This is a genomic window from Proteus terrae, from assembly GCF_003144325.1.
Lineage (GTDB): Bacteria > Pseudomonadota > Gammaproteobacteria > Enterobacterales > Enterobacteriaceae > Proteus > Proteus terrae.
The window spans coordinates 124,549-145,445 of the sequence record NZ_PENS01000014.1; the positions used below are offsets into that span (position 1 = coordinate 124,549).

General features: G+C 36.5%; 18 protein-coding genes, 1 other RNA gene and 1 pseudogene. 8 read left to right on the forward strand and 12 right to left on the reverse strand.

Features of this window, described 5'->3' with window-relative positions; genetic code table 11:
- Nucleotides 1–5 precede the first annotated feature (5 nt).
- The 3 genes from ubiH to DK857_RS14960 are packed head-to-tail and all read right to left on the reverse strand — an operon-like array spanning nt 6 to nt 3,132.
- Nucleotides 6–1,178, reverse strand: coding sequence for a 2-octaprenyl-6-methoxyphenyl hydroxylase (gene ubiH / locus DK857_RS14950; RefSeq protein ID WP_109402589.1), 1,173 nt, complete (start codon nt 1,176–1,178; stop codon nt 6–8).
- Nucleotides 1,179–1,191: 13 nt separating this feature from the next.
- Nucleotides 1,192–2,502 carry a Xaa-Pro aminopeptidase gene (gene pepP, locus DK857_RS14955; RefSeq protein WP_109402590.1) on the reverse strand — a complete coding sequence of 437 codons (1,311 nt, stop codon included), beginning with the start codon at nt 2,500–2,502 and terminating at the stop codon, nt 1,192–1,194.
- A 51-nt stretch (nt 2,503–2,553) separates the two neighbouring features.
- A complete protein-coding gene (locus DK857_RS14960) occupies nt 2,554–3,132 on the reverse strand; it encodes a YecA/YgfB family protein (protein WP_109402591.1) in 579 nt (192 codons plus the stop codon).
- A 176-nt stretch (nt 3,133–3,308) separates the two neighbouring features.
- On the opposite strand from DK857_RS14960, the gene zapA reads away from it, so the two are divergent.
- From zapA to DK857_RS14990, 7 genes and pseudogenes are all read left to right on the forward strand, one after another.
- A complete protein-coding gene (zapA, locus tag DK857_RS14965) occupies nt 3,309–3,638 on the forward strand; it encodes a cell division protein ZapA (protein ID WP_004244048.1) in 330 nt (109 codons plus the stop codon).
- 109 nt (nt 3,639–3,747) lie between these two features.
- Nucleotides 3,748–3,931: non-coding RNA, 6S RNA (gene ssrS, locus DK857_RS14970), on the forward strand.
- A gap of 169 nt (nt 3,932–4,100) precedes the next feature.
- Nucleotides 4,101–4,694, forward strand: coding sequence for a 5-formyltetrahydrofolate cyclo-ligase (locus tag DK857_RS14975; protein ID WP_109392893.1), 594 nt, complete (start codon nt 4,101–4,103; stop codon nt 4,692–4,694).
- A 109-nt stretch (nt 4,695–4,803) separates the two neighbouring features.
- Nucleotides 4,804–5,991, forward strand: a pseudogene (locus DK857_RS19385) (ABC transporter transmembrane domain-containing protein); the annotation flags it as partial.
- On the forward strand, nt 5,977–6,855 hold the full coding sequence (locus DK857_RS19390) for a peptidase domain-containing ABC transporter (protein WP_227003186.1): 879 nt from the start codon (nt 5,977–5,979) through the stop codon (nt 6,853–6,855). The pseudogene DK857_RS19385 and the gene DK857_RS19390, both read left to right, overlap by 15 nt.
- 2 nt (nt 6,856–6,857) lie before the next feature.
- Entirely contained in the window at nt 6,858–8,219 is a 1,362-nt protein-coding gene (locus DK857_RS14985; RefSeq protein WP_109402592.1) for an HlyD family type I secretion periplasmic adaptor subunit, read from the forward strand.
- 31 nt (nt 8,220–8,250) lie between these two features.
- The gene (locus tag DK857_RS14990) at nt 8,251–10,350 is read left to right on the forward strand and encodes a type I secretion system permease/ATPase (protein WP_109402593.1); all 2,100 of its coding nucleotides are present in this window, start codon (nt 8,251–8,253) and stop codon (nt 10,348–10,350) included.
- Between the two features lie 72 nt (nt 10,351–10,422).
- Here the strand turns inward: DK857_RS14990 and serA are convergent, their stop codons facing one another.
- Together serA and rpiA are read right to left on the reverse strand one after the other, a co-directional pair.
- Entirely contained in the window at nt 10,423–11,673 is a 1,251-nt protein-coding gene (gene serA, locus DK857_RS14995; RefSeq protein ID WP_109392889.1) for a phosphoglycerate dehydrogenase, read from the reverse strand.
- Between the two features lie 272 nt (nt 11,674–11,945).
- Nucleotides 11,946–12,602: a ribose-5-phosphate isomerase RpiA gene (gene rpiA, locus DK857_RS15000; protein WP_072069239.1), complete on the reverse strand. Its 657-nt coding sequence runs from the start codon at nt 12,600–12,602 to the stop codon at nt 11,946–11,948.
- 161 nt (nt 12,603–12,763) lie between these two features.
- On the opposite strand from rpiA, the gene DK857_RS15005 reads away from it, so the two are divergent.
- A complete protein-coding gene (locus tag DK857_RS15005; RefSeq protein WP_069367724.1) occupies nt 12,764–13,663 on the forward strand; it encodes a LysR family transcriptional regulator ArgP in 900 nt (299 codons plus the stop codon).
- 74 nt (nt 13,664–13,737) lie between these two features.
- Here DK857_RS15005 and DK857_RS15010 read toward each other — a convergent pair whose 3' ends face one another.
- The 7 genes from DK857_RS15010 to DK857_RS15040 all read right to left on the reverse strand — a co-directional run bounded on the left by DK857_RS15010 (nt 13,738) and on the right by DK857_RS15040 (nt 20,657).
- Complete coding sequence (locus DK857_RS15010; RefSeq protein ID WP_109402594.1) at nt 13,738–14,472, reverse strand: oxidative stress defense protein; 735 nt, start codon at nt 14,470–14,472, stop codon at nt 13,738–13,740.
- Between the two features lie 85 nt (nt 14,473–14,557).
- On the reverse strand, nt 14,558–15,181 hold the full coding sequence (gene argO / locus DK857_RS15015) for an arginine exporter ArgO (protein WP_109402595.1): 624 nt from the start codon (nt 15,179–15,181) through the stop codon (nt 14,558–14,560).
- A gap of 139 nt (nt 15,182–15,320) precedes the next feature.
- Nucleotides 15,321–15,545 carry a hypothetical protein gene (locus tag DK857_RS15020; RefSeq protein WP_109392885.1) on the reverse strand — a complete coding sequence of 75 codons (225 nt, stop codon included), beginning with the start codon at nt 15,543–15,545 and terminating at the stop codon, nt 15,321–15,323.
- A 112-nt stretch (nt 15,546–15,657) separates the two neighbouring features.
- Nucleotides 15,658–16,518 carry a small-conductance mechanosensitive channel MscS gene (mscS, locus tag DK857_RS15025; protein WP_109392884.1) on the reverse strand — a complete coding sequence of 287 codons (861 nt, stop codon included), beginning with the start codon at nt 16,516–16,518 and terminating at the stop codon, nt 15,658–15,660.
- A 92-nt stretch (nt 16,519–16,610) separates the two neighbouring features.
- Nucleotides 16,611–16,982, reverse strand: coding sequence for a YacL family protein (locus DK857_RS15030; RefSeq protein WP_098942207.1), 372 nt, complete (start codon nt 16,980–16,982; stop codon nt 16,611–16,613).
- A 137-nt stretch (nt 16,983–17,119) separates the two neighbouring features.
- Nucleotides 17,120–19,717, reverse strand: coding sequence for a bifunctional aconitate hydratase 2/2-methylisocitrate dehydratase (gene acnB, locus DK857_RS15035; protein WP_109402596.1), 2,598 nt, complete (start codon nt 19,715–19,717; stop codon nt 17,120–17,122).
- Nucleotides 19,718–20,192: 475 nt separating this feature from the next.
- Nucleotides 20,193–20,657: an anti-virulence regulator CigR family protein gene (locus tag DK857_RS15040; protein WP_109402597.1), complete on the reverse strand. Its 465-nt coding sequence runs from the start codon at nt 20,655–20,657 to the stop codon at nt 20,193–20,195.
- Nucleotides 20,658–20,897 lie beyond the last annotated feature (240 nt).

Consider the following 20,897-nt stretch of genomic DNA (forward strand, 5'->3'; position numbering starts at 1 on the left):
CTTGTCTAGTCTGTCCAGCCCAATGTTTGATGCGCCAATTTATCTCTCATCATTGGGAGCAATTCCATCGTCATTAACCCTAAGTTGCGAGAAACAATCAGCGGTACACAACGATTTGCAAACACTTTCACCAATCCATCAGTAATAGAGATTGTTTTTTCTCTATCTTGTTGGCGAAGTTGTTGATATTGAGAGAGTACTCGATAACTACCTATATCGGTATTGGCATTAATCGCTTGGGTGATCGTATTAGCGAGCGCCATAACATCACGTAAACCGAGGTTAAAACCTTGCCCTGCAATAGGATGAAGTGTTTGAGAGGCATTTCCAACTAACGCTAAACGATGACCAATAATTTGATTGGCTTTTTGTAGTGCTAAAGGGTAACAATTTCGCTTACCAATATGCTCTATCTTTCCTAAACGCCAGCCAAAATCACGTTGTAAATGTGCAATAGTTGTTTCATCATCCCACTGTGAAACTTCATCCAGCTTTTCAATAGGATGACACCACACTAATGAGCTACGCCCTTCACTCATCGGTAACATTGCTAATGGACCAAATTCTGTAAAGCGCTCAAAAGCTTTACCTTGAGGATCGATTTGCGTTTTAACATTAGCGATCACAGCCACTTGGTTATAAGGCTCTCGTTGCCATTGAATATTGCACTGGTGACCGATAGGTGAATTCGTACCATCAGCAGCAATCAGTAAGTTACCCGATAATTGCGTACCATCATCAAGTGTTACCTCAACAGAATCGATATTACGCTGAACTTGTTCAACTTTAGCAGGGCAATGAAGCGTGATATTAGATTGTTTTTTCAACTTGGCAAAAAGCTGGCGTCCAGCATCATGCAATTCAATAACATAACCCAGTGCTGAGATATCATAGTCTTGTGCATGAATATTAACAAAACCACAATGCCCTCTATCAGAGACATGAACATGATTAATGGGAGTAACAAAAGGTTTTAATGTTGACCAAAGCCCGATTTGCTCTAACCGTCTCGCTGTTCCATGTGCTAATGCAATCGCTCTTGCATCAAATCCTGGATGTCCATTATCTGGCTCTCTTGCTTCAATTAGCGAAATTGAAATCTTACCTTTATTTAATGCAGAAAGTGCAAGTGCTAATGTCGCACCAGCCATCCCACCACCCACAATAATCACATTCATGCTGATTTTAGCCTTAAATTTTTCCAGCCATCAGAGCTTCAATTTCATCAGGATCTTTAACGACAGATGCCGTTAAATTCTCATTGCCTGTTTCCGTGATAACAATGTCATCCTCAATACGAATACCGATACCACGATACTCTTGTGGCACATCTGCATCTGGTGCAATGTAAAGTCCCGGTTCAATGGTCAGTACCATACCTGGTTCTAAAATACGGTCACGCTCAGTGCCATAATGTCCAACATCATGAACATCAAGACCTAACCAGTGGCTTAAGCTATGCATAAAGAAACGCTGATAGGCTTTTGTCTCAATAAGATGATCGATTTCACCGTGCATAATGCCCAGTTTAACCAGCCCTTCGACCATGATATACACGACATGCTCAGTGACTTCTTTGATACTTGTACCAGGTTTGTACAATTCCAAAGAAACATTGATGGATTTTAAGACGATGTCATAAATTTCGCGTTGTTGACGGCTAAATTTGCCATTAACAGGAAAAGTACGGGTGATATCGCCCGCATAGCCTTCATATTCACAGCCTGCATCAATGAGAACTAAATCTCCATCGCGCATTTTAGTTTCATTTTCGGTGTAATGAAGAATACAACCATTTTCACCACTGCCGACAATACTGTTATAAGAAGGGAAACGCGCACCATGAGAAACAAACTCATGTTCAATCTCACCTTGAAGTTGATATTCGTACATACCCGGCTGACATTTTTGCATCGCACGCGTATGTGCCAATGCAGTAATTTTTCCGGCTTTACGCAGTAATTCAAGTTCAAAATCAGATTTAAACAGACGTTGTTCATGAACCATTGGACGCCAATCAATAATAGTTTGTGGCGCTTTTAAGTTACGACGAGATCCTTTTCTTAAAGTTTCTAATGCACTAAAGACTATCTCATCAGCAAACGCATATTCACCTTGAGCATGATAAACAACATCTAACCCGTTTAATAATTGGTAAAGTTGTTCGCCCACATCTTCATAAGGTAGGGCCTTATCAACACCCAGTTTTTCAGGTGCAGCTTCTTGTCCAAGGCGACGACCAAACCAAATTTCAGCGGTTAAATCTCTAACGCGATTAAAAAGTACACTATGATTATGTGTTTCATCACTTTTAATCAGCACAAGAATAGATTCAGGCTCGCTGAAACCAGTTAGATAAAGGAAATCACTATGTTGGCGATAAGGATACTCACTATCGGCATTACGTTGTGCTGGTGGTGCGGCAAAAAAGATAGCTGCACTCGCAGGCTTCATTTGTGCTAATAATGCCTGACGACGGGATAAAAATTCTTGCTTATTCATACCCACTCCTGTCTTTCATTTATCTTTATGGTTATCTAATTAATGATGCAATTAATGTAGTATACGTTGCTCATTTTGTTCGTCATTTCCTTTGTCTTTTGGTGCGACAAAAGTGATATAACAAAGTTGAACGGATACTTTTACATATTCACTGACTTCTTCAAGCGCATCTTCAAGTTCTTCTTGGTTTTCGTCTTCTTCGTAACCTAGCGCACCAATATTACGTAAATCAGTAATCACTTCAGTCAATTCTTTATGATCAGACAACTTAGGTTGGGCAACCCCCAGACCTAAAAGAAAATGATTAACCCAACCTGCAAGGGCATCGGCTCTTGGAAAAACAGATTCAGATTCGTCAGGTAATAACATCGAGAAATTGAACACACTGTCATCGAGTTGTTCGAAGGTAATGTGATAAAGCTCTTCAAGTGGCTCTGATAGCGTTTTAGAAAAAGCTAAGCCTTCATTGGTCAAATCGTGTAATAAGGTTTTCCAACTGCTATCACACACGGCACCGCAAATAAATCCCGTGATCAAACCATGCATTTCAGCCGCGGTTAAAGGTACTGTATGTTGCTGTAATAATGCATCAATAGTTTGATAATTCGGTAATGTGTTCTGTTTTGACATAAGAATAAACGTCGCATTTAGGGGAATAGTTCAAGATATGCTACCATCAATAGAAGTCGCTGTACCAGTTAAGCCATGTTAATCATTGGAATTTTTGCAGTAATAGCGTTTAATACAGCGTTATAACCGTATACACTACTAAACACGTAGCACAGATTTTATGTCAGGAAGGAATCATGTCCGCACAACCCGTTGATCTTCAAATTTTTGGGCGCTCATTACGTGTCAATTGCCCACCAGAACAAAAAGATGCTTTACTGGCTTCTGCTGCTGAACTGGAACAACGATTACAAGATCTCAAAGAACGCAGTGGTGTTTCCAATACAGAGCACTTAATTTTTATCGTGGCATTAAATATGAGTCATGAGTTGGCAGAAGAAAAGTTAAAAACCAGAGACTATGCCTACAACATGGAAGAGAAAATAAAAATGCTACAACAATCCATTGAACAAGCTTTACACGATCAAGGCAAGCACCATGATCGCACTTTTTCAACTTCGAAGTAGATTTGTTCAGAAAGCATGCGTACACCACGAAATTCACAGATAATAGGTTGCTTTCTACAATTAAAATAATACAATAGTTCATAGATAAGGTGCTTAGCGCACCCACCAAATTTCTCTGAGATGTTTGCCAGCGGGCCAGTCCCCTGAGCCGATATTCGAAACACATAGAACGTGGTGATCTGTTGCTTGTGAGCATACCCGATTCGTTCAGGCAGCCTAATGGTAGCAACACTATGTTCACCTTGGACCATGGGTTCAAGGGTTACAGCTTGCGGCGGCATCTTGGAGACCTCCTACTAAAGTTCTAAACACTAAGTATTTATAACTACTTAATGTTTAGAACTTTTTTTATGCCTTCATTCTCATATCTTCAACTTCTTCACTTTCTTACCTCTAAAGTGTGATAAATTGATTAAAATGATGGTTCTACTTAATACCAACCGCTTACTGATGGATTGATGAATGACACACACTTCACTTTTTCAACAAAGAGATGAGATCCGCAAAGCTATTCGCCAAAAACGTCGTTTACTCACATTAGAAGAGCAACAACAAGCAGCTGATAAATTATGTGAACAAGTTCTTAGTCATCCTAAAATCAAACAAGCACAAACTATTGCACTATTTCTTTCTTTTGACGGTGAAATTGATACATCACCGTTGATCTCCCAATTATGGACATTAAATAAACAAGTTTGTTTACCTGTATTACACCCATTTCATCGCCATCACCTCCTTTTCTTACGTTACACATCTTCTACAGTGTTAGTAAAAAATCGTTTTAATATTTCTGAACCTCCTTTAAATGTGAATATGGTTATTCCCATCTCTGATATTGATATTATTTTTACACCCTTAGTGGCCTTTGATGCACAAGGCCAACGATTAGGTATGGGAGGCGGTTTTTACGATAGAACGTTAGAAAACTGGCAACAAAAATCATTTTACCCAATGGGTCTTGCTCATACTTGCCAACAAGTTGATTATCTCCCTACCGCTAATTGGGATGTTCCATTACCTGAAATTATTACTCCTGAAAAAAAGTGGCATTTTTAAACTATTCTATTTTTTAGCATCAATAATTATCTGCGTTTTTTTATATTTTTTATAAAAAAACATTCTTAAATACCTTTTATACTTCCCTACTCAAAAGGTATTTATCCTAATGAATGACAAAGATATTCATTTAATTAAATGCATTAACATTATTATCAGCCTAATTAAAAATAAAGAAATAAAAACAGAATACAATCACACAGTAAATTCATTAGAAAAAGAGCACAATTTTAAATTAAAGAAAATAAAAGCATACACTTTATTAAACAAACAAATTAATCATAAATTAATTCTTATAGATAACAATGACAACTTATTTGTTTTACTAAAAAATAATAACAACAACATTCTTATTTACAACACTCAAAAAGATAAAACAGAAACTACCAGTAAAGATAAATTATTTACAATAAAATCAGCCTATTATCTTGATTTTAAATCAAATAATAATTTCAGTATTACTTGGTTTTTTCCTGCATTTAAAAAATATAAAAATACTTTTTATAGCATCTTATTTTATTCATTAATTTTGCAATTATTACTATTGGCAACCCCTTTAGTTACACAGATTATTATGGATAAAGTTATTATTCATCAAGCACAATTAACACTTGATGTATTAGTTATTACTTTGGCTTTTATTGCTATTTATGAAGGGGTACTAAAAGGAATTAGAGAGTATATCTATCACCACACAGCAAATAAAATTGATATCACCTTAAGCTTAAAACTTACTGAACATTTATTTAGATTACCAATTAGTTATTTTAAATCTCGGCAAACTGGTGCCATTGTCACTCGAGTAAAATAATTAGATATTATTAGAGAATTTATTACTAATACGTTATTGATGTTAATTGTCGTTTTTTCTTTTATCTTTATATTTATCTTTGCAATGGCAATGTTTTCTTTAAAGCTAACTTTATTTTTTGTTACCACAATCCCTTTTTATCTTATTTTAGCTAAATTTCTCGCACCTAAAATAGAGCTTGCTGTTCAACAGCTTTATCAAAAAGCGGCAATTAATACTGGATTCCTTACCGAAAGTTTAGGGGGGATTGAAACAATTAAAAGCCTTTCTCTTGAACCTCGATTCACACAACAGTGGTATACACAAATTCATCAGGTCACATCTAAAAGCTTAGCACTTCAAAACATTGATAATTTCTCACGCTTTATTGTGTTATTTCTTAATAAAACAACAATAGCATTACTATTATGGCGAGGTGCCTATGAAGTCATTTCTCTCTCGATGACAATAGGTCAACTTGTTGCATTCATGATGCTCCTTAGATTCTGTTTACAACCCTTTGCGACGGCAATCGATGTTTGGGGTAAATATATCAGAACAAAAACGGCTATATATAACTTACAAGATATTCTTAATCTGCCTAAAGAGCAAAATACTGCAACACGGCAGTCCAATATCAAAGGTGAAATTACCTTTAATAAGGTGAGTTTTTATTATCAAAGCAATACTCCTGCTATTTTAAATAATATTTCATTACATATTAAAAAACATGAAGTTATTGGTATTGTTGGTACTACAGGATCGGGTAAAAGCACCTTAGTGAGAATGATTTCAGGCCTTTATATTCCACAATCAGGCTGTATAAAAATTGACAACATTCCACTTACACAATTTCATTTAACTAACCTACGCCAGCAAATCGGTTTTGTGTTACAAGAGAATTTTTTATTTCATTTAAGTGTCTTTGATAATATTCGATTAACTCATCAACATGCTTCTTTAGAGGAAGTTATTCACGTTGCAAAAATGGCGGGTGCTCATGAGTTTATTTTAAAACTTCCCTTAGGATATGACACACTTATAACAGAAGGAGGAACATCATTATCAGGAGGTCAACGACAACGTATTGCGATTGCCAGAGCCTTATTACCCTCACCCAAAATTTTAATTTTCGATGAAGCCACCAGTGCTTTAGATGATAACTCCCAAGCCATAATTCAAAACAACCTCCCTCTTATTGCTAAAGATAAAACCGTTATTATCATTGCTCATCGCCTTTCAACTATTCGAAATTGTTCTCGTATTATTGTGTTAAATAAAGGACAAATTATTGAAGATGGAAACCATGAAGAATTAATTGCAAACAGTGGCTACTACAAAAAACTTTGGCAACTTCAACAAGGATGTTGAGAATGAAACTAAATATCCCCTCTATTTTACTCACTCTTTTTCAGCGTAAAAATAAAGCAAATAATTATGATTTTCACCCTAACCACATTGCTCTTATCGAAAAACCCATTACACCTTATAGTCGTTATATTGCGATACTTATTTCATTAAATGTTATTGCCTTTCTTCTATGGGCTTATTTCGGTAAATTAAATATACAATCCCCTGCAACAGGTAAACTTATTGCTATTGGGCATTCTCAACTTGTTCAAATATATGAACATAGTCGATTAGCAACACTTCATGTAAAAGAAGGACAAAAAGTCAGTCAAGGCGATATATTATTAACACTTGATATATTAGGTATTGATGAAGAAATAATCGGAATAAAAAAGAAGATAGACAATATCTTACAGCTTAAAATACGCTATCAAGCATTAAGCCAAGATATATCTCCTCAAAATCTTTACCATTTTAATACATTAGATAAAAAAGCAAAAAGAAACATTTTAACTAGCTATAAAAAAGAAAAGGAAGAATTTGATAGTAATATAAAATTAATCGAGACAGAAATTGAAGTAAATAATAAAAATCAATTGATGACTTACAATGATTTATTATCATTAAAAACATTAAAAGAAAACATTGAACAACGATTCACATTAAAACAAACACTGTATATGAAAAAAATTATTAGTAAGATAGAGTATCTAGAAAATAAAAAAGAGTTACTAGAAATAAACAGACTGATAGAAATGAAAGATTCAGAATATAATCTACTAAAAAGCCAAGAAGAACAGAAAAAGCAAAATCTAAATCACTTAGAGAAACAAAAAAATCTAGAATGGCATGATAAATATAAGCAGCATGAAAGCGAATTGATTATTTACCATCAAAACCTTAATCATCTTCAAAAAAAACAGAAACTAAAAAAAGTACGTTCTCCAATAACAGGTATAGTTCAACAAATTTCAACACATACACTAGGCAGTGTATTACAACCATCACAAAATGTGATGGTAATAGTACCTGATAATCAAGATAACATTGCTGAAGTTAATTTGCTCAATAAAGATATTGGTTTTGTTCATTTAGGGCAAAAAGCAATGATAAAAATAGATGCTTTTCCTTATACACTCTATGGCACCATAGAAGGCGAAATTATTAATATTGCTAAAGATGCGGTTCAGCACGATCAATTAGGCTCAATTTATCCAATAACTCTTAAATTAAACAGGCAAACAATTAAAAATAACCAAAGAGAATATCGTCTTATCCCTGGGATGTCTTTAACTGCCGAAATAATCACTGAACAACGTCGTGTCATTGATTATATTTTAAGTCCAATAGAAGCTTATCGCCATAATGCACTTACTGAAAAATAAGCCCCTTCATATTATGGAAAATATAACTAACATGGAAGAAAACCAATATCATCACTCTATTATTGATGGATTACTTTATTTTTCTAAAAAAGCTAGAGGAAATATAAAAAAAGAACAGATCATTCATTTTCTTGGTTGTGATAATCATCTTAATAAATGGAATATTTTTGAAACTGCTCAGTTACTAAATTTAAAATGTCAATTTGATACCTTTGATTATGATAAAGAGAAAAAAAACATAATTAATACCCTTATTGAAATAGATAAGTATTGGTATGTTTTAAAAGATATAAAAAAGGAAAAGCTTACTATCTTAGAACCTAGAAATAATATTAAAAGTGAGTTTATTATTGATAAAAAAAAGAAACTTAATACACTATTACTTATTACTAAAGAACCTTCACCACTATCAGCTCAATTTGATTTTCGCTGGTTTATTCCTTCCCTGTTAAGACAAAAAAACGCATTACTTTTTATCTTTATTTTGGCTTGTTGCTGTCAACTGTTTGCATTAGTCAGTCCTTTAATTTTCGAAATTATGATTGATAAAGTATTAACAGGAAGAAATTTATCTAACCTACATCTTTTTGGTTATTTATTGATACTGATTGCTGTCACAGAACCACTCTATCTTTATTTGCGCGATAAGTTATATATTTTTATTTCTTGTCAGTTAGGTGCTGAATTTTCAGGAAAGGTATTCCAACATCTTATCTGCTTACCTAGCCATTTTTTTAATCAACGCCAATCAGGGCAGATTATTACCCGTATTCAAGAGCTTTCACATATTCGGCAATTTATTACTAGCTCTGCTTTTATGCGAATACTAGATCTAGTTTTTATCATCGTATTTATCTCTGTCATGTTCATGTATTCGTCACTTTTAACGTGGATAACCTTAGGTGCATTAACACTCTACTTTCTACTTTGGCTTATTTGTGGTCCTTTTATTCGCTATTGGGTTGAGCAGGAATATCAGGCCAATGCGGATAATACCAGTCTACTAACAGAAGCAATAAACGGTATCGAAACCATAAAAATAACAGCAACAGAAAATAAATTTATAGAAAGCTGGCAATACAAACTTACAGATCATATTAGCAAACGCTTTTCTGGTGCTAAAAAAGCGTTATTTGCACAACAACTTATCTCTATCATTCATAAAATCGCGACAGCCATTATTTTATGGCAAGGTGTTAATTTAATTATCAATGCACAAATGAGTGTGGGTGAGCTTATTGCTTTTAATCTTTTTGCTGCGCATATTACACAACCGATTTTACGCTTAGCACAATGCTGGCAAGATTTTCAGCAAGCAACCATTTCTTTGCGTCGTGTTGGCGATATTTTAAACACCCCAACTGAACATCATCCTCATGGAACAGCAACCGTTCCTAAAATCACAGGAAGCATTGTTTTTTCAAATGTCTATTTCCGTTACGCCAATAACACACCTGATATCATTGAAGCACTCTCTTTATCTATTCCTGCCGGTAAGTTTATCGGTATTACAGGGCGTTCTGGTTCAGGAAAAAGCACTCTTACACGTTTGATCCAGCGTCTTTATATGCCTCAACAAGGGCAAATTTATATTGATGGAATGGATCTCGCTATCGCCGATCCGCTCTCTTTACGCCAAAGTATTAGTCTTGTTTTACAAGAGAGTTTTTTATTTAGTGGCTCGATCCTTGAAAATATTCGTTTATCAAAACCCAATGCGAGTGAAAGAGAGATAATAGAAGCTTCCCAACTTGCAGGAGCTTTAGATTTTATTGAGCAACTTCCTTTAGGTTTTAACACCCAAGTTGGAGAAAGAGGCCGCAATTTATCTGGAGGGCAACGTCAACGTATTGCGCTTGCTAGAGCTTTATTAACTGATCCGCGTATTCTTATTTTAGATGAAGCAACATCAGCATTAGATTACAGATCAGAAGCACAAATTTTAGCGAACTTACCTCAAATTTGTAAAAACAGAACCGTAATTAGTATTGCACACCGTCTAAATACGTTAGTGCATTCAGATTATATCTATGTAATAGATAAAGGTAGGGTATTAGAAGAAGGAACACATGCTCATTTAATAAAAAATCGAGCACTTTATTACCAATTATGGAAGCAACAAATTCAATAATTAAAAATTGATAAATACAAAAAAGGCTCGATATTTCGAGCCTTCAATATATTACCGATAATGTATCAATAATTAGTAAAGCATACGAGCACGGATTGTTCCCGGTAATGCTTTGATTTTTTGTAATACTAATTCAGCTTGAGCTTTCGTTTGTGTTGTAATATCAATCACAACATAACCTACGTTACCTGATGTACGTAAATACTGTGCGGCTACGTTGATGTTTTCTTCAGTAAACACTTTGTTGATGCTGTTCATCATACCTGGACGGTTTTCATGAATATGCAGTAAACGGTTTACATCATCACCGTGGCTTGGCAGTGATACTTCAGGGAAGTTAACAGCAGATAATGTAGAGCCGTTATCTGAATATTTCGCTAACTTGCCCGCAACTTCATAACCGATGTTTTCTTGCGCTTCTTGGGTTGAACCACCGATATGTGGTGTTAATATCACATTGTCAAACTTGATAAGTTCAGAAACAAACGGATCGTTAGGATCGTTATTCGCACCCGGCTCTGATGGGAATACGTCAACAGCGGCACCGGATAAATGCTTAGATTCTAGTGCTTGTGATAACGCAGGAATATCAACCACAGTACCACGAGAAGCATTGATAAGAATTGAGCCTGGTTTCATGCGCTTAATTTCTTCATGCCCAATCATATTCTTGGTTGATGGTGTTTCTGGCACATGTAAGCTGACAATGTCACACATATTCAACAGTTCAGAAAGATGACGAATTTGTGTTGCATTACCTAATGGCAGTTTGTTTTCAATATCGTAAAAATAGACATCTAAACCCACGCTTTCTGCCAAAATACCTAACTGTGTACCAATGTGACCATAACCAATAATACCCAGTTTTTTACCACGCGCTTCAAAACAGCCTTTAGCTTGTTTATCCCAAATCCCACGATGCGCTTTCGCATTTGCTTCAGGAATACGACGCAGTAATAATAGTAATTCACCAAGCACCATCTCTGCCACGGAACGAGTGTTTGAGAAAGGAGCGTTAAATACAGGAATACCGCGACGAGCAGCGGCATCTAAATCAACCTGATTAGTGCCGATACAGAAGCATCCCACAGCAACTAATTTTTCAGCGGCTGCAAAAATCTCTTCTGTTAAGTGAGTGCGGGAACGTAGACCAATAAAACGTGCATCACGGATAGCTTCTTTTAATTCTTCGTCCGATAATGCGCCTTTGTGATATTCAATATTGGTATAACCCGCAGCTCTTAAATTTTCTACTGCACTTTGGTGCACACCTTCAAGGAGTAGAAACTTTATCTTTTCTTTTTCCAAAGATACTTTGACCATTTACCCTGCCCTATCGTTATTACATTTAATGAAAAACAAAATCCTGTCTCATCAACATAACAAAAATAGATTTTGTCGCAATACAACCGATTGCAATGATGACAGAATAAGCGGTAAATAAAGTGATTTTCTACCGAGTAAAATGATTTTGACTTTGAAAATGGCAGGATTTTAAAGAGAGATATAACTATCGTGTGATATATATCACTGAATTTGCAGTTTCTAAAATAATTTAAAAAATAGGTAGCCATAGCTACCTATCTTAAAAAGAATTATTTAATGGTTTTCACACCTTCAGAGGTGCCCATTAAAACAACATTCGCGCCACGGTTAGCAAATAATCCTACAGTTACAACACCCGGAATACTGTTAATTTTGTTTTCCAGTTCAATTGGATTAAGAATTGTTAAATTATGAACGTCTAAAATAACGTTACCGTTATCAGTTACCACGTTTTCACGATATTCTGGTAATCCCCCCAGTTTAACGAGTTCACGCGCAACATAAGAACGCGCCATTGGAATAACTTCTACTGGTAGCGGGAATTTACCTAACACATCGACTTGTTTAGATTCATCAACGATACAGATAAATGTTTTCGCTACACCTGCAATAATTTTTTCACGCGTTAACGCAGCACCACCACCTTTGATCATTTGCATTTGATGGTTAATTTCATCAGCACCATCAACGTAGATATCTAAAGAATCAACTTCGTTACAGTCGAAAACAGGAATACCGTAACTCTTTAATTTTGCAGTGGATGCTTCTGAACTTGAAACTGTGCCTTCGATTTGACCTTTCATTGTTGCTAATGCATCAATAAAGTGAGAAGCCGTAGAGCCAGTACCGACACCAACAATCGTGCCTGGTTTTACATATTCAAGCGCTGCCCAACCTACTGCTTTTTTCAATTCATCCTGAGTCATTTAAAAAAACCTTATTTATCACGTTAATGGACTAAGAATAGCATATTGCATTCAAAACTAGCACGAGACACATCAAAAACTGAGAAGCAACATTTTAACTCATTACAACGAAAAATATGGCATAGTAAGTAATAGAATATAAAATCGAAGAGAGTCTGTTAATGAAACGCCCTGATTATCGAGCATTACAAGCCCTTGATGCCGTCATTCGAGAACGTGGCTTTGAACGAGCTGCGCAAAAGTTATGTATTACACAATCTGCCGTTTCTCAGCGTATCAAACAGTTAGAAAATTTATTTGGACAACCGCTATTAGTCAGAACTGTTCCGCCTCAACCTACAGAGCAAGGGCAAAAATTATTAGCACTATTGCATCAAGTAGAATTACTTGAAGAACAATGGTTGGGTGATGAAAACAGTGGTTCCACCCCCCTTTTACTCTCTTTGGCGGTGAATGCGGACAGTTTAGCTACATGGCTATTGCCCGCATTACATCCTGTATTAACGCAACTGCCTATTCGTCTCAATATTCAAGTTGAAGATGAAACTCGTACTCAAGAACGATTAAGACGAGGTGAAGTCGTTGGTGCAATCAGTATTCAACCACAAGCACTACCAAGTTGCCTTGTCGATCAATTAGGTGCTCTCGATTATCTATTTGTTGCTTCTCCTGATTTTGCTCAACGCTACTTTGCAAACGGCGTAACAAAATCTTCATTATTAAAAGCGCCGGCAGTGGCATTCGACCATCTTGATGATATGCATCAGGCATTTTTACAACAAAACTTCGGTTTATCTCCGGGCAGTGTACCGTGCCATATCGTGAACTCCTCTGAAGCCTTTGTGCAATTAGCTAAACAAGGTTCAACCTGTTGTATGATCCCTCATCTGCAAATTGCTAATGAACTAAAAAGTGGAGAATTGGTTGATTTGACACCGGGACTTTGCCAACGACGTATGCTTTATTGGCACCGATTTGCGCCAGAAAGTAGAACCATGAGAAAAGTGACAGACGCACTCATTGATTTTGGTCGTAAAGTTTTAAAGCAGGATGAAGAGTAATATGCTCTTTCATCTTATTAACTCAAAAAAATAGGCTTCATATTGAAGCCTATTTTATTTTCATCATAGCATGATTATTTAGTGCGTTTTAATTCAAAAACCACATCAACATAATCTTTAAACTCGATACTTTGCTGTTCATAGGTTTCTTGCACTGCAGCAGGTGCTTGCGCTTTTAATGCCATTGAATCCATACGAACTTGCCCAATAGTATAAGGTGTGGCTTCTGGAGCGCGATAGCTCACACTATAAACAGCACCTAAATCAGCACCAAAACCTTTTGCGACTGACGTTGCTTGATCAATGGCATTTTTAATCGCAACATCTCGTGCTTTTGATTTGTATTGTTCAGGATTATTTACGCCAAACTCAACGTTATTAATTTCATTTAAACCAGCCGCCAATGCACCATCAAGTAGTGTATTAAGCTGCTCTAGTTTCTTAATTTTGACATTCACAGTACGTGTTGCAGTATAACCATTAATTACTGAACGCTCTGCTTTTTTATCATACTCATAGTTTGGTTGGGTACGGATATTAGCAGCATCAATATCTTCTTTCACAACACCATTTTCTTTTAAGAAAGCAAAATATTTTGCGACTCGTTCATCGGCTTGCTTCTTAGCAAGAGCGGCATCTTTCGCTCTTTCACTAACCTGAATATATAATGTCGCCATATCAGGAGCGGCTTTAATTGTCGCATTACCCGATGTTGTGATATGTGGTCCTTCTGGCTCAGAAGCTGCTAATACAAATGAAGGTAATCCCAGCGTAAACACGGATGCTAATACAATTGCTTTTAATTTCACAAAAACCCCCGACATAATAAATTTTAAGACCATCTTTTTATGGCTAAGAAGAACCTTAGCATATCTGATGTAAAGTTCTTTAAGATTAAAAGAGAGTTTTCCATCCTTGTGCTGCTAATTGAACAGCAATAAACCACATTACACATCCTACAAATAGATTAATAATACGTTGAGAGTGCCCTTTGCTTAATATTGGAGAAAACCAGGCCGCAAGTAGTGATAACGCAAAAAACCAGCTTATAGAGGCAAATACCGCACCAAATGTAAACCAAGGACGTAGCTCTGATGTTAATTGCCCGCCAATGCTACCTATCACAACAAAAGTATCTAAATAAACATGAGGATTAAGCCAAGTCACGGCAACTAATGTCACGATCACGCGCCAACGGCTTTTTACCTGATTTTCACTTTGTGATAATTCAATGTCTTTTGAAAACGCAGTTTTAAATGCATTCCAGCCATACCATAGTAAGAACGCCACACCTCCCCAAGTGATCAATAATAAAAGTATTTCTGATTGACTGAGAAGAGCACTTCCACCAAAGACACCCGCCGTAATTAAAACAACATCACTTAAAGCGCATAAAAATGCACTCATTAAGTGAAACTGTTTTTTACTTCCTTGCTGCAAAACAAACGCATTCTGAGCACCAATCGGTAGGATCATTGCTGCACTTAATAAAAAACCCTGAAAAAAAATTGAGAACATGCAAAATACCTTAATAATTATTCATTTAATCTTAGATGAATAATAGAGGGATTTTGATATTAGAGGAAATGAATCATTCTTATTAATAATAAGAAAAACTAATGGCGATAAAATAGGAAAAAATAAAGTGCTAGTAGGATTAATAGGATGAAATAGCCATACTCACCAATAGCATAAAAATAAAATTAGACCAAATTGTGACATGAGGTGTTACCACAATTAGTGCAGTAATAAATAAGATAATACGTACTCGTTTTTTCTCTGCTTTATTGGAATACCGCAATAATAAGAGCGCCAAAGCAAACACAATATAACTATCAACGTAATGAAAAATGAAAAAGAAGCTCTTTAAGATTATCTCCATCTTTAGTATCCAATCCCTTTTACCATCTGTGTTATCTTATTATTTCTCCTGTCTTATCATACAAAAAAAGCCACGTTATTAACGTGGCTCTATGTCATTTATTCTTGTGAGACTATTCTGCTTTCGCTGTCGCACTTTGTGTTTGATGCATATAAACATCCATTTGTGGGAATGGAATACCGATATTATTCGCGTCTAATGCACGTTTAAAATCTTCCATTAGATCCCAATAAACAGGCCATGCATCACCATTGGTTGTCCAAACACGTACCACAAAGTTTAATGAAGATGGAGCCATTTCATGTAAACGGATAGTCACTCCTTGATCATGTTGAATACGTTTGTCTTTAGCAACAACGTCACCCAACACTTGTTTCACTTTATCAATATCAGCATCATAAGCCACACCAACAATAATTTGTGTACGACGATTTGGCTCACGACTTAAGTTGATAACTTCACTACTGATAATTTTGCTATTTGGAATAACAATAATTCTGTCATCGGCTGAGCGTAATGTGGTTGAAAAAATCTGCACATCTTTCACTGTACCTTCAACAGAACCGATCATCACATACTCATCAGTACGGATCGGACGGAAAATAACAATCAGTACACCAGCTGCAAAGTTAGACAGCGAACCTTGTAATGCTAAACCAACAGCTAAACCAGCAGCACCTAATACAGCAATAACTGATGCTGTTTGAACCCCTAATCGCCCTAATACCGCAATTAAGGTAAAAGCAACAACAGTGTAACGAACTAAAACAGATAAAAATGTCACAACAGTAGCATCAATATGGCGCAATGTAAGAACTCTTGCGACACCTTTACTGATCATTTTTGCGACAAAAAGACCAATAAACAGGATCAAAAATGCAGCTACAATATTCACAGCATATTGAATAAAGAGATCTTGATTTGCGACAAACCAGCCTGTTGCTTCATCTAAACTAGCGGGTAATTCATTCATTAGACCACCTTTTAAACTTAAAAACGTAATGAAAAGAATAGTAATTCAATAGTATATTCTGGCAGATTTATTCAAAAAATACATAGGGATTGTTAATTCCCTCTATTTTCCAGAATAAATAACCGATATTTTTGTAACATGGTAGCAAAATCATCTAAACCACAAAAAGAGATGCTTTCGTTATCGTAATAGCTCATCCCCTCTTCCATTTCATCTGTTTCAAAATGCAAAGTATTAGCTCTTACCATCACTTCTTCGTCATCAATAGAAAGACTGTATTCTTTACCGATAAGTTCCCACTGTCTTTCACTACCTTTAATACCTTCCATTTCTTCAAGAATTTGATCGATAAGACTAATGTCGCCCTGAATTTCATCATTCAACCAATAGCCTATTGCTTCATGATCCATCGAAAAACGGGCTAGTATACCGCCAGTGAGATCTCGCTGAAATTCATAATCCATGGTGTACGCCCCTTATAAAGCTCTTGCTTTTTTAATAAAAAAATATCTTATTCTTATTATGACAAAAATAACAAAAAACGGGAGGCATTTGCCTCCCGCTTGTTCATATTAAATACTTTAAAGCAATAAATTAACTATTATACCGTTGTTTGAAAAATAACTTGGTCTGCTTTATCGGTATATTGCTCTAGTTGGTCAAAGTTTAAATAACGATACGTATCTTCTGCAGTTTCATCCACTTTATTCATGAAATCCAAATACTCTTGCGGCTCTGGTAAACGACCTAGTAATGAAGCGACTGCCGCAAGTTCCGCAGAAGCAAGATACACATTAGCACCGGTACCTAAGCGGTTAGGGAAGTTACGTGTCGAGGTTGAAACGACAGTTGCACCATCAGCAACACGTGCTTGGTTACCCATACATAGTGAACAACCCGGCACTTCGATACGTGCTCCGCTCTTACCAAAGACGCTATAATAGCCCTCTTCCGTTAATTGCGCTGCATCCATTTTTGTTGGTGGAGCAACCCATAAGCGTGTTGGTAATTGACCTTTATGTTGATCAAGCAGTTTACCTGCAGCACGGAAGTGACCAATATTGGTCATACAAGAACCAATGAACACTTCATCAATTTTGCTATTTGCCACTTCGGATAATAAGCGAGCATCATCTGGATCGTTAGGCGCACATAGAATTGGCTCTTTGATCTCATTTAAATCAATTTCGATCACTGCTGCATATTCTGCATCTGCATCAGCTTCAAGTAATTGCGGATCTTTCAACCAATTTTCCATTGAAGTGATACGACGTTCAATCGTACGACGATCGCCATAACCTTCAGCAATCATCCATTTCAGCAAGATGATATTAGATTGCAGGTACTCAATAATTGGCGCTTTATCCAGTTTAATAGTACAACCCGCCGCTGAGCGTTCTGCTGATGCATCAGCAAGCTCAAATGCTTGTTCTACTTTCAGTTCTGGTAAGCCTTCAATTTCAAGAATACGACCAGAGAAAATATTCTTCTTACCTTTTTTCTCAACTGTCAGTAAACCATCTTGAATTGCGTAATAAGGAATAGCATGAACTAAATCACGCAGTGTCACACCCGGTTGCATTTCGCCTTTAAAACGTACCAGAACAGATTCCGGCATATCTAATGGCATAACCCCAGTTGCCGCAGCGAAAGCTACTAGGCCAGAACCGGCTGGGAAGGAGATACCAATAGGGAAGCGAGTATGCGAGTCACCGCCTGTACCGACAGTATCAGGTAGTAACATACGGTTTAACCATGAGTGGATAATGCCATCGCCCGGGCGCAGTGAAACACCACCACGGTTCATAATAAAGTCTGGCAAAGTGTGGTGCGTTGTAACGTCTACCGGTTTTGGATAAGCCGCGGTATGACAAAATGATTGCATTACTAAATCAGCAGAGAAACCAAGGCAAGCCAAGTCTTTTAGCTCATCACGAGTCATTGGACCTGTTGTATCTTGTGAACCTACTGAGGTCATTTTTGGCTCGCAATATTCGCCTGGGCGAATACCTGTACGGCCACAAGCACGGCCTACCATTTTCTGAGCTAGCGAGAAGCCACGGTTGCTTTCTGCAACTGATTTAGCGTGACGGAACAGAGTGCTAACAGGTAAACCTAATGATTCACGCGCTTTAGACGTTAATCCACGACCAATAATCAATGGAATACGACCACCAGCACGAACTTCATCAATTAATACTTCGGTTTTCAGTTCAAAGGTTTCCAGTAACTCATTCGTTTCATGGTTACGAATTTCACCTTTGTATGGGTAAATATCAATGACATCACCCATATTTAATTTAGAAACATCAACTTCGATAGGGAGTGCACCTGCATCTTCCATAGTATTAAAGAAGATAGGCGCGATTTTGCCACCAAGAACAACACCACCACCGCGTTTATTAGGAACGAAAGGAATATCGTCTCCCATAAACCAAAGCACAGAGTTAGTTGCTGATTTACGTGATGAGCCAGTACCTACAACGTCGCCAACATAAGCCAAAGGGAAGCCTTTTTTATTTAACGCTTCGATTTGTTTGATAGGGCCTACACTACCTGGTTGATCTGGTTCAATGCCTTCACGCGCATTTTTCAGCATTGCTAAAGCATGTAATGGAATATCAGGACGAGACCAAGCATCAGGTGCTGGAGATAAGTCATCAGTATTGGTTTCACCAGTGACTTTAAATACGGTAACAGTAATTTTTTCTGCTAATTCAGGGCGCTCAGTAAACCACTGTGCCTCAGCCCAAGATTGCATGATTTGCTTAGCATAGACGTTACCTGCTTTCGCTTTTTCTTCAACATCATAGAAGTTATCAAACATCAGTAATGTATGAGAAAGTGCTTTAGCTGCTATTGGCGCTAATTTATCGTTATCCAAAGCGTCAATTAACGCATGGATATTATAGCCACCTTGCATGGTGCCTAATAATTCAACTGCTTTTTCTGAAGAGATAAGAGGTGATGTGGTTTCGCCTTTCGCGAGGGCAGTTAAAAAACCCGCCTTAACATAAGCAGCTTCATCAACTCCAGGTGGAACGCGGTTAACAATTAAATCAAGAAGAAATTCTTCTTCACCTTTAGGGGGATTTTTTAATAGCTCAACAAGTGCGGCTGTTTGTGTGGCATCGAGAGGTTTTGGAACGACACCTTCAGCTGCACGCTCTGCTACGTGCTTACGGTAATCTTCTAGCACGACTGTCTCCTCGCTTCTTTGTCATTTTGTATAACCCGGCTGTCTGCACCCTGTCTATAGGGTTCCAGGTCAGAGGATCTTTTGCTCGCATAAAACATAAGTGGTTGTGAGATTATGCCCAGCTAAGGGTATCAGCATAGCAAATCTTCAACACGATGTTAATTCGTTCACATAAAAGTAACATTAATCAAATTCAAATATCTACTTATTCAGATTAAAACACTTAAACAAAATATATAAGAAACATTTTTACCCAGTTTTTTAGATAAAATACTATAAAGAATCTATAGATATGAATAGAAATATACTATTTAAGAGAAAGCTTACTAAGCGCTGATAAGAATTTGAATAATATTGATTTGTTATAAAATGAACCTTTTCTACAGGCAGAAGCTACCTACTTAAAAAGTGTTATTTTATTTAAAATAATATATTAGCTCTATTTAGCTCAAACAATGAAAGATAAAATATCTAATTAATCAAATACATGATTGATCACAGCTGCAATTATAGATGTTCCAATCGCAACTAAAACCAAATCATTTCCTACTATTTTCCATTCATACCCTTGATAATAAGGTAATTGATTTAACATATTATTTGGGATGTTTTTTTTCATGATCCCAGGAGGGAGTGGTTTCCCTCTGACTAAATTTTTAGCTATACCCGGTGGCAGAGATTGATAACCAACAATATTATTTTTTATGGCTAAGATCCTTGCATCTTTATAAGTTAAAGAAACAGACACTAGCCCATTACTATTAATCATTATTTCAGATGATAGCCCATCGTTTTTATTGGAGTTTATATGGTTATTATTCTGATAATGTCGTGCATTCCCATTCCCATGTCCATGGGGAGGATTAGCTAAAGAGCCTAAAGAAAAGCTCACCATAAACAACAATAGAAAAAAACGAAAAGAAGTGTGTTTGCTCATCATATATACCATCCAAAAATCAGATCATAATAAAAAAATAGAGTAATAAACGCTTAAGTACAATTTCTCATATTCTGATAATATTACGACTAAGCATATATAACTAAAAAACACCTTTTTTGAATAAAAATCATAACCACCCGTAAAACGGGTGGTTTGCTCTTGCCCTATAAGGGCTTATTACCGACTGCGCCTAAATGACGCTGCTTTCTCTTCGTTCAAGCTAAGTGTCTTTGCTACTTT

Bases quoted from the DNA above. Each gene is read 5' to 3' on its own strand.
- ubiH (WP_109402589.1), bottom strand. From the start codon at position 1,178: ATGAATGTGATTATTGTGGGTGGTGGGATGGCTGGTGCGACATTAGCA.
- pepP (WP_109402590.1), bottom strand. From the start codon at position 2,502: ATGAATAAGCAAGAATTTTTATCCCGTCGTCAGGCATTATTAGCACAA.
- DK857_RS14960 (WP_109402591.1), bottom strand. From the start codon at position 3,132: ATGTCAAAACAGAACACATTACCGAATTATCAAACTATTGATGCATTA.
- zapA (WP_004244048.1), top strand. From the start codon at position 3,309: ATGTCCGCACAACCCGTTGATCTTCAAATTTTTGGGCGCTCATTACGT.
- DK857_RS14975 (WP_109392893.1), top strand. From the start codon at position 4,101: ATGACACACACTTCACTTTTTCAACAAAGAGATGAGATCCGCAAAGCT.
- DK857_RS19390 (WP_227003186.1), top strand. From the start codon at position 5,977: ATGCTCCTTAGATTCTGTTTACAACCCTTTGCGACGGCAATCGATGTT.
- DK857_RS14985 (WP_109402592.1), top strand. From the start codon at position 6,858: ATGAAACTAAATATCCCCTCTATTTTACTCACTCTTTTTCAGCGTAAA.
- DK857_RS14990 (WP_109402593.1), top strand. From the start codon at position 8,251: ATGGAAGAAAACCAATATCATCACTCTATTATTGATGGATTACTTTAT.
- serA (WP_109392889.1), bottom strand. From the start codon at position 11,673: ATGGTCAAAGTATCTTTGGAAAAAGAAAAGATAAAGTTTCTACTCCTT.
- rpiA (WP_072069239.1), bottom strand. From the start codon at position 12,602: ATGACTCAGGATGAATTGAAAAAAGCAGTAGGTTGGGCAGCGCTTGAA.
- DK857_RS15005 (WP_069367724.1), top strand. From the start codon at position 12,764: ATGAAACGCCCTGATTATCGAGCATTACAAGCCCTTGATGCCGTCATT.
- argO (WP_109402595.1), bottom strand. From the start codon at position 15,181: ATGTTCTCAATTTTTTTTCAGGGTTTTTTATTAAGTGCAGCAATGATC.
- DK857_RS15020 (WP_109392885.1), bottom strand. From the start codon at position 15,545: ATGGAGATAATCTTAAAGAGCTTCTTTTTCATTTTTCATTACGTTGAT.
- mscS (WP_109392884.1), bottom strand. From the start codon at position 16,518: ATGAATGAATTACCCGCTAGTTTAGATGAAGCAACAGGCTGGTTTGTC.
- DK857_RS15030 (WP_098942207.1), bottom strand. From the start codon at position 16,982: ATGGATTATGAATTTCAGCGAGATCTCACTGGCGGTATACTAGCCCGT.
- DK857_RS15040 (WP_109402597.1), bottom strand. From the start codon at position 20,657: ATGATGAGCAAACACACTTCTTTTCGTTTTTTTCTATTGTTGTTTATG.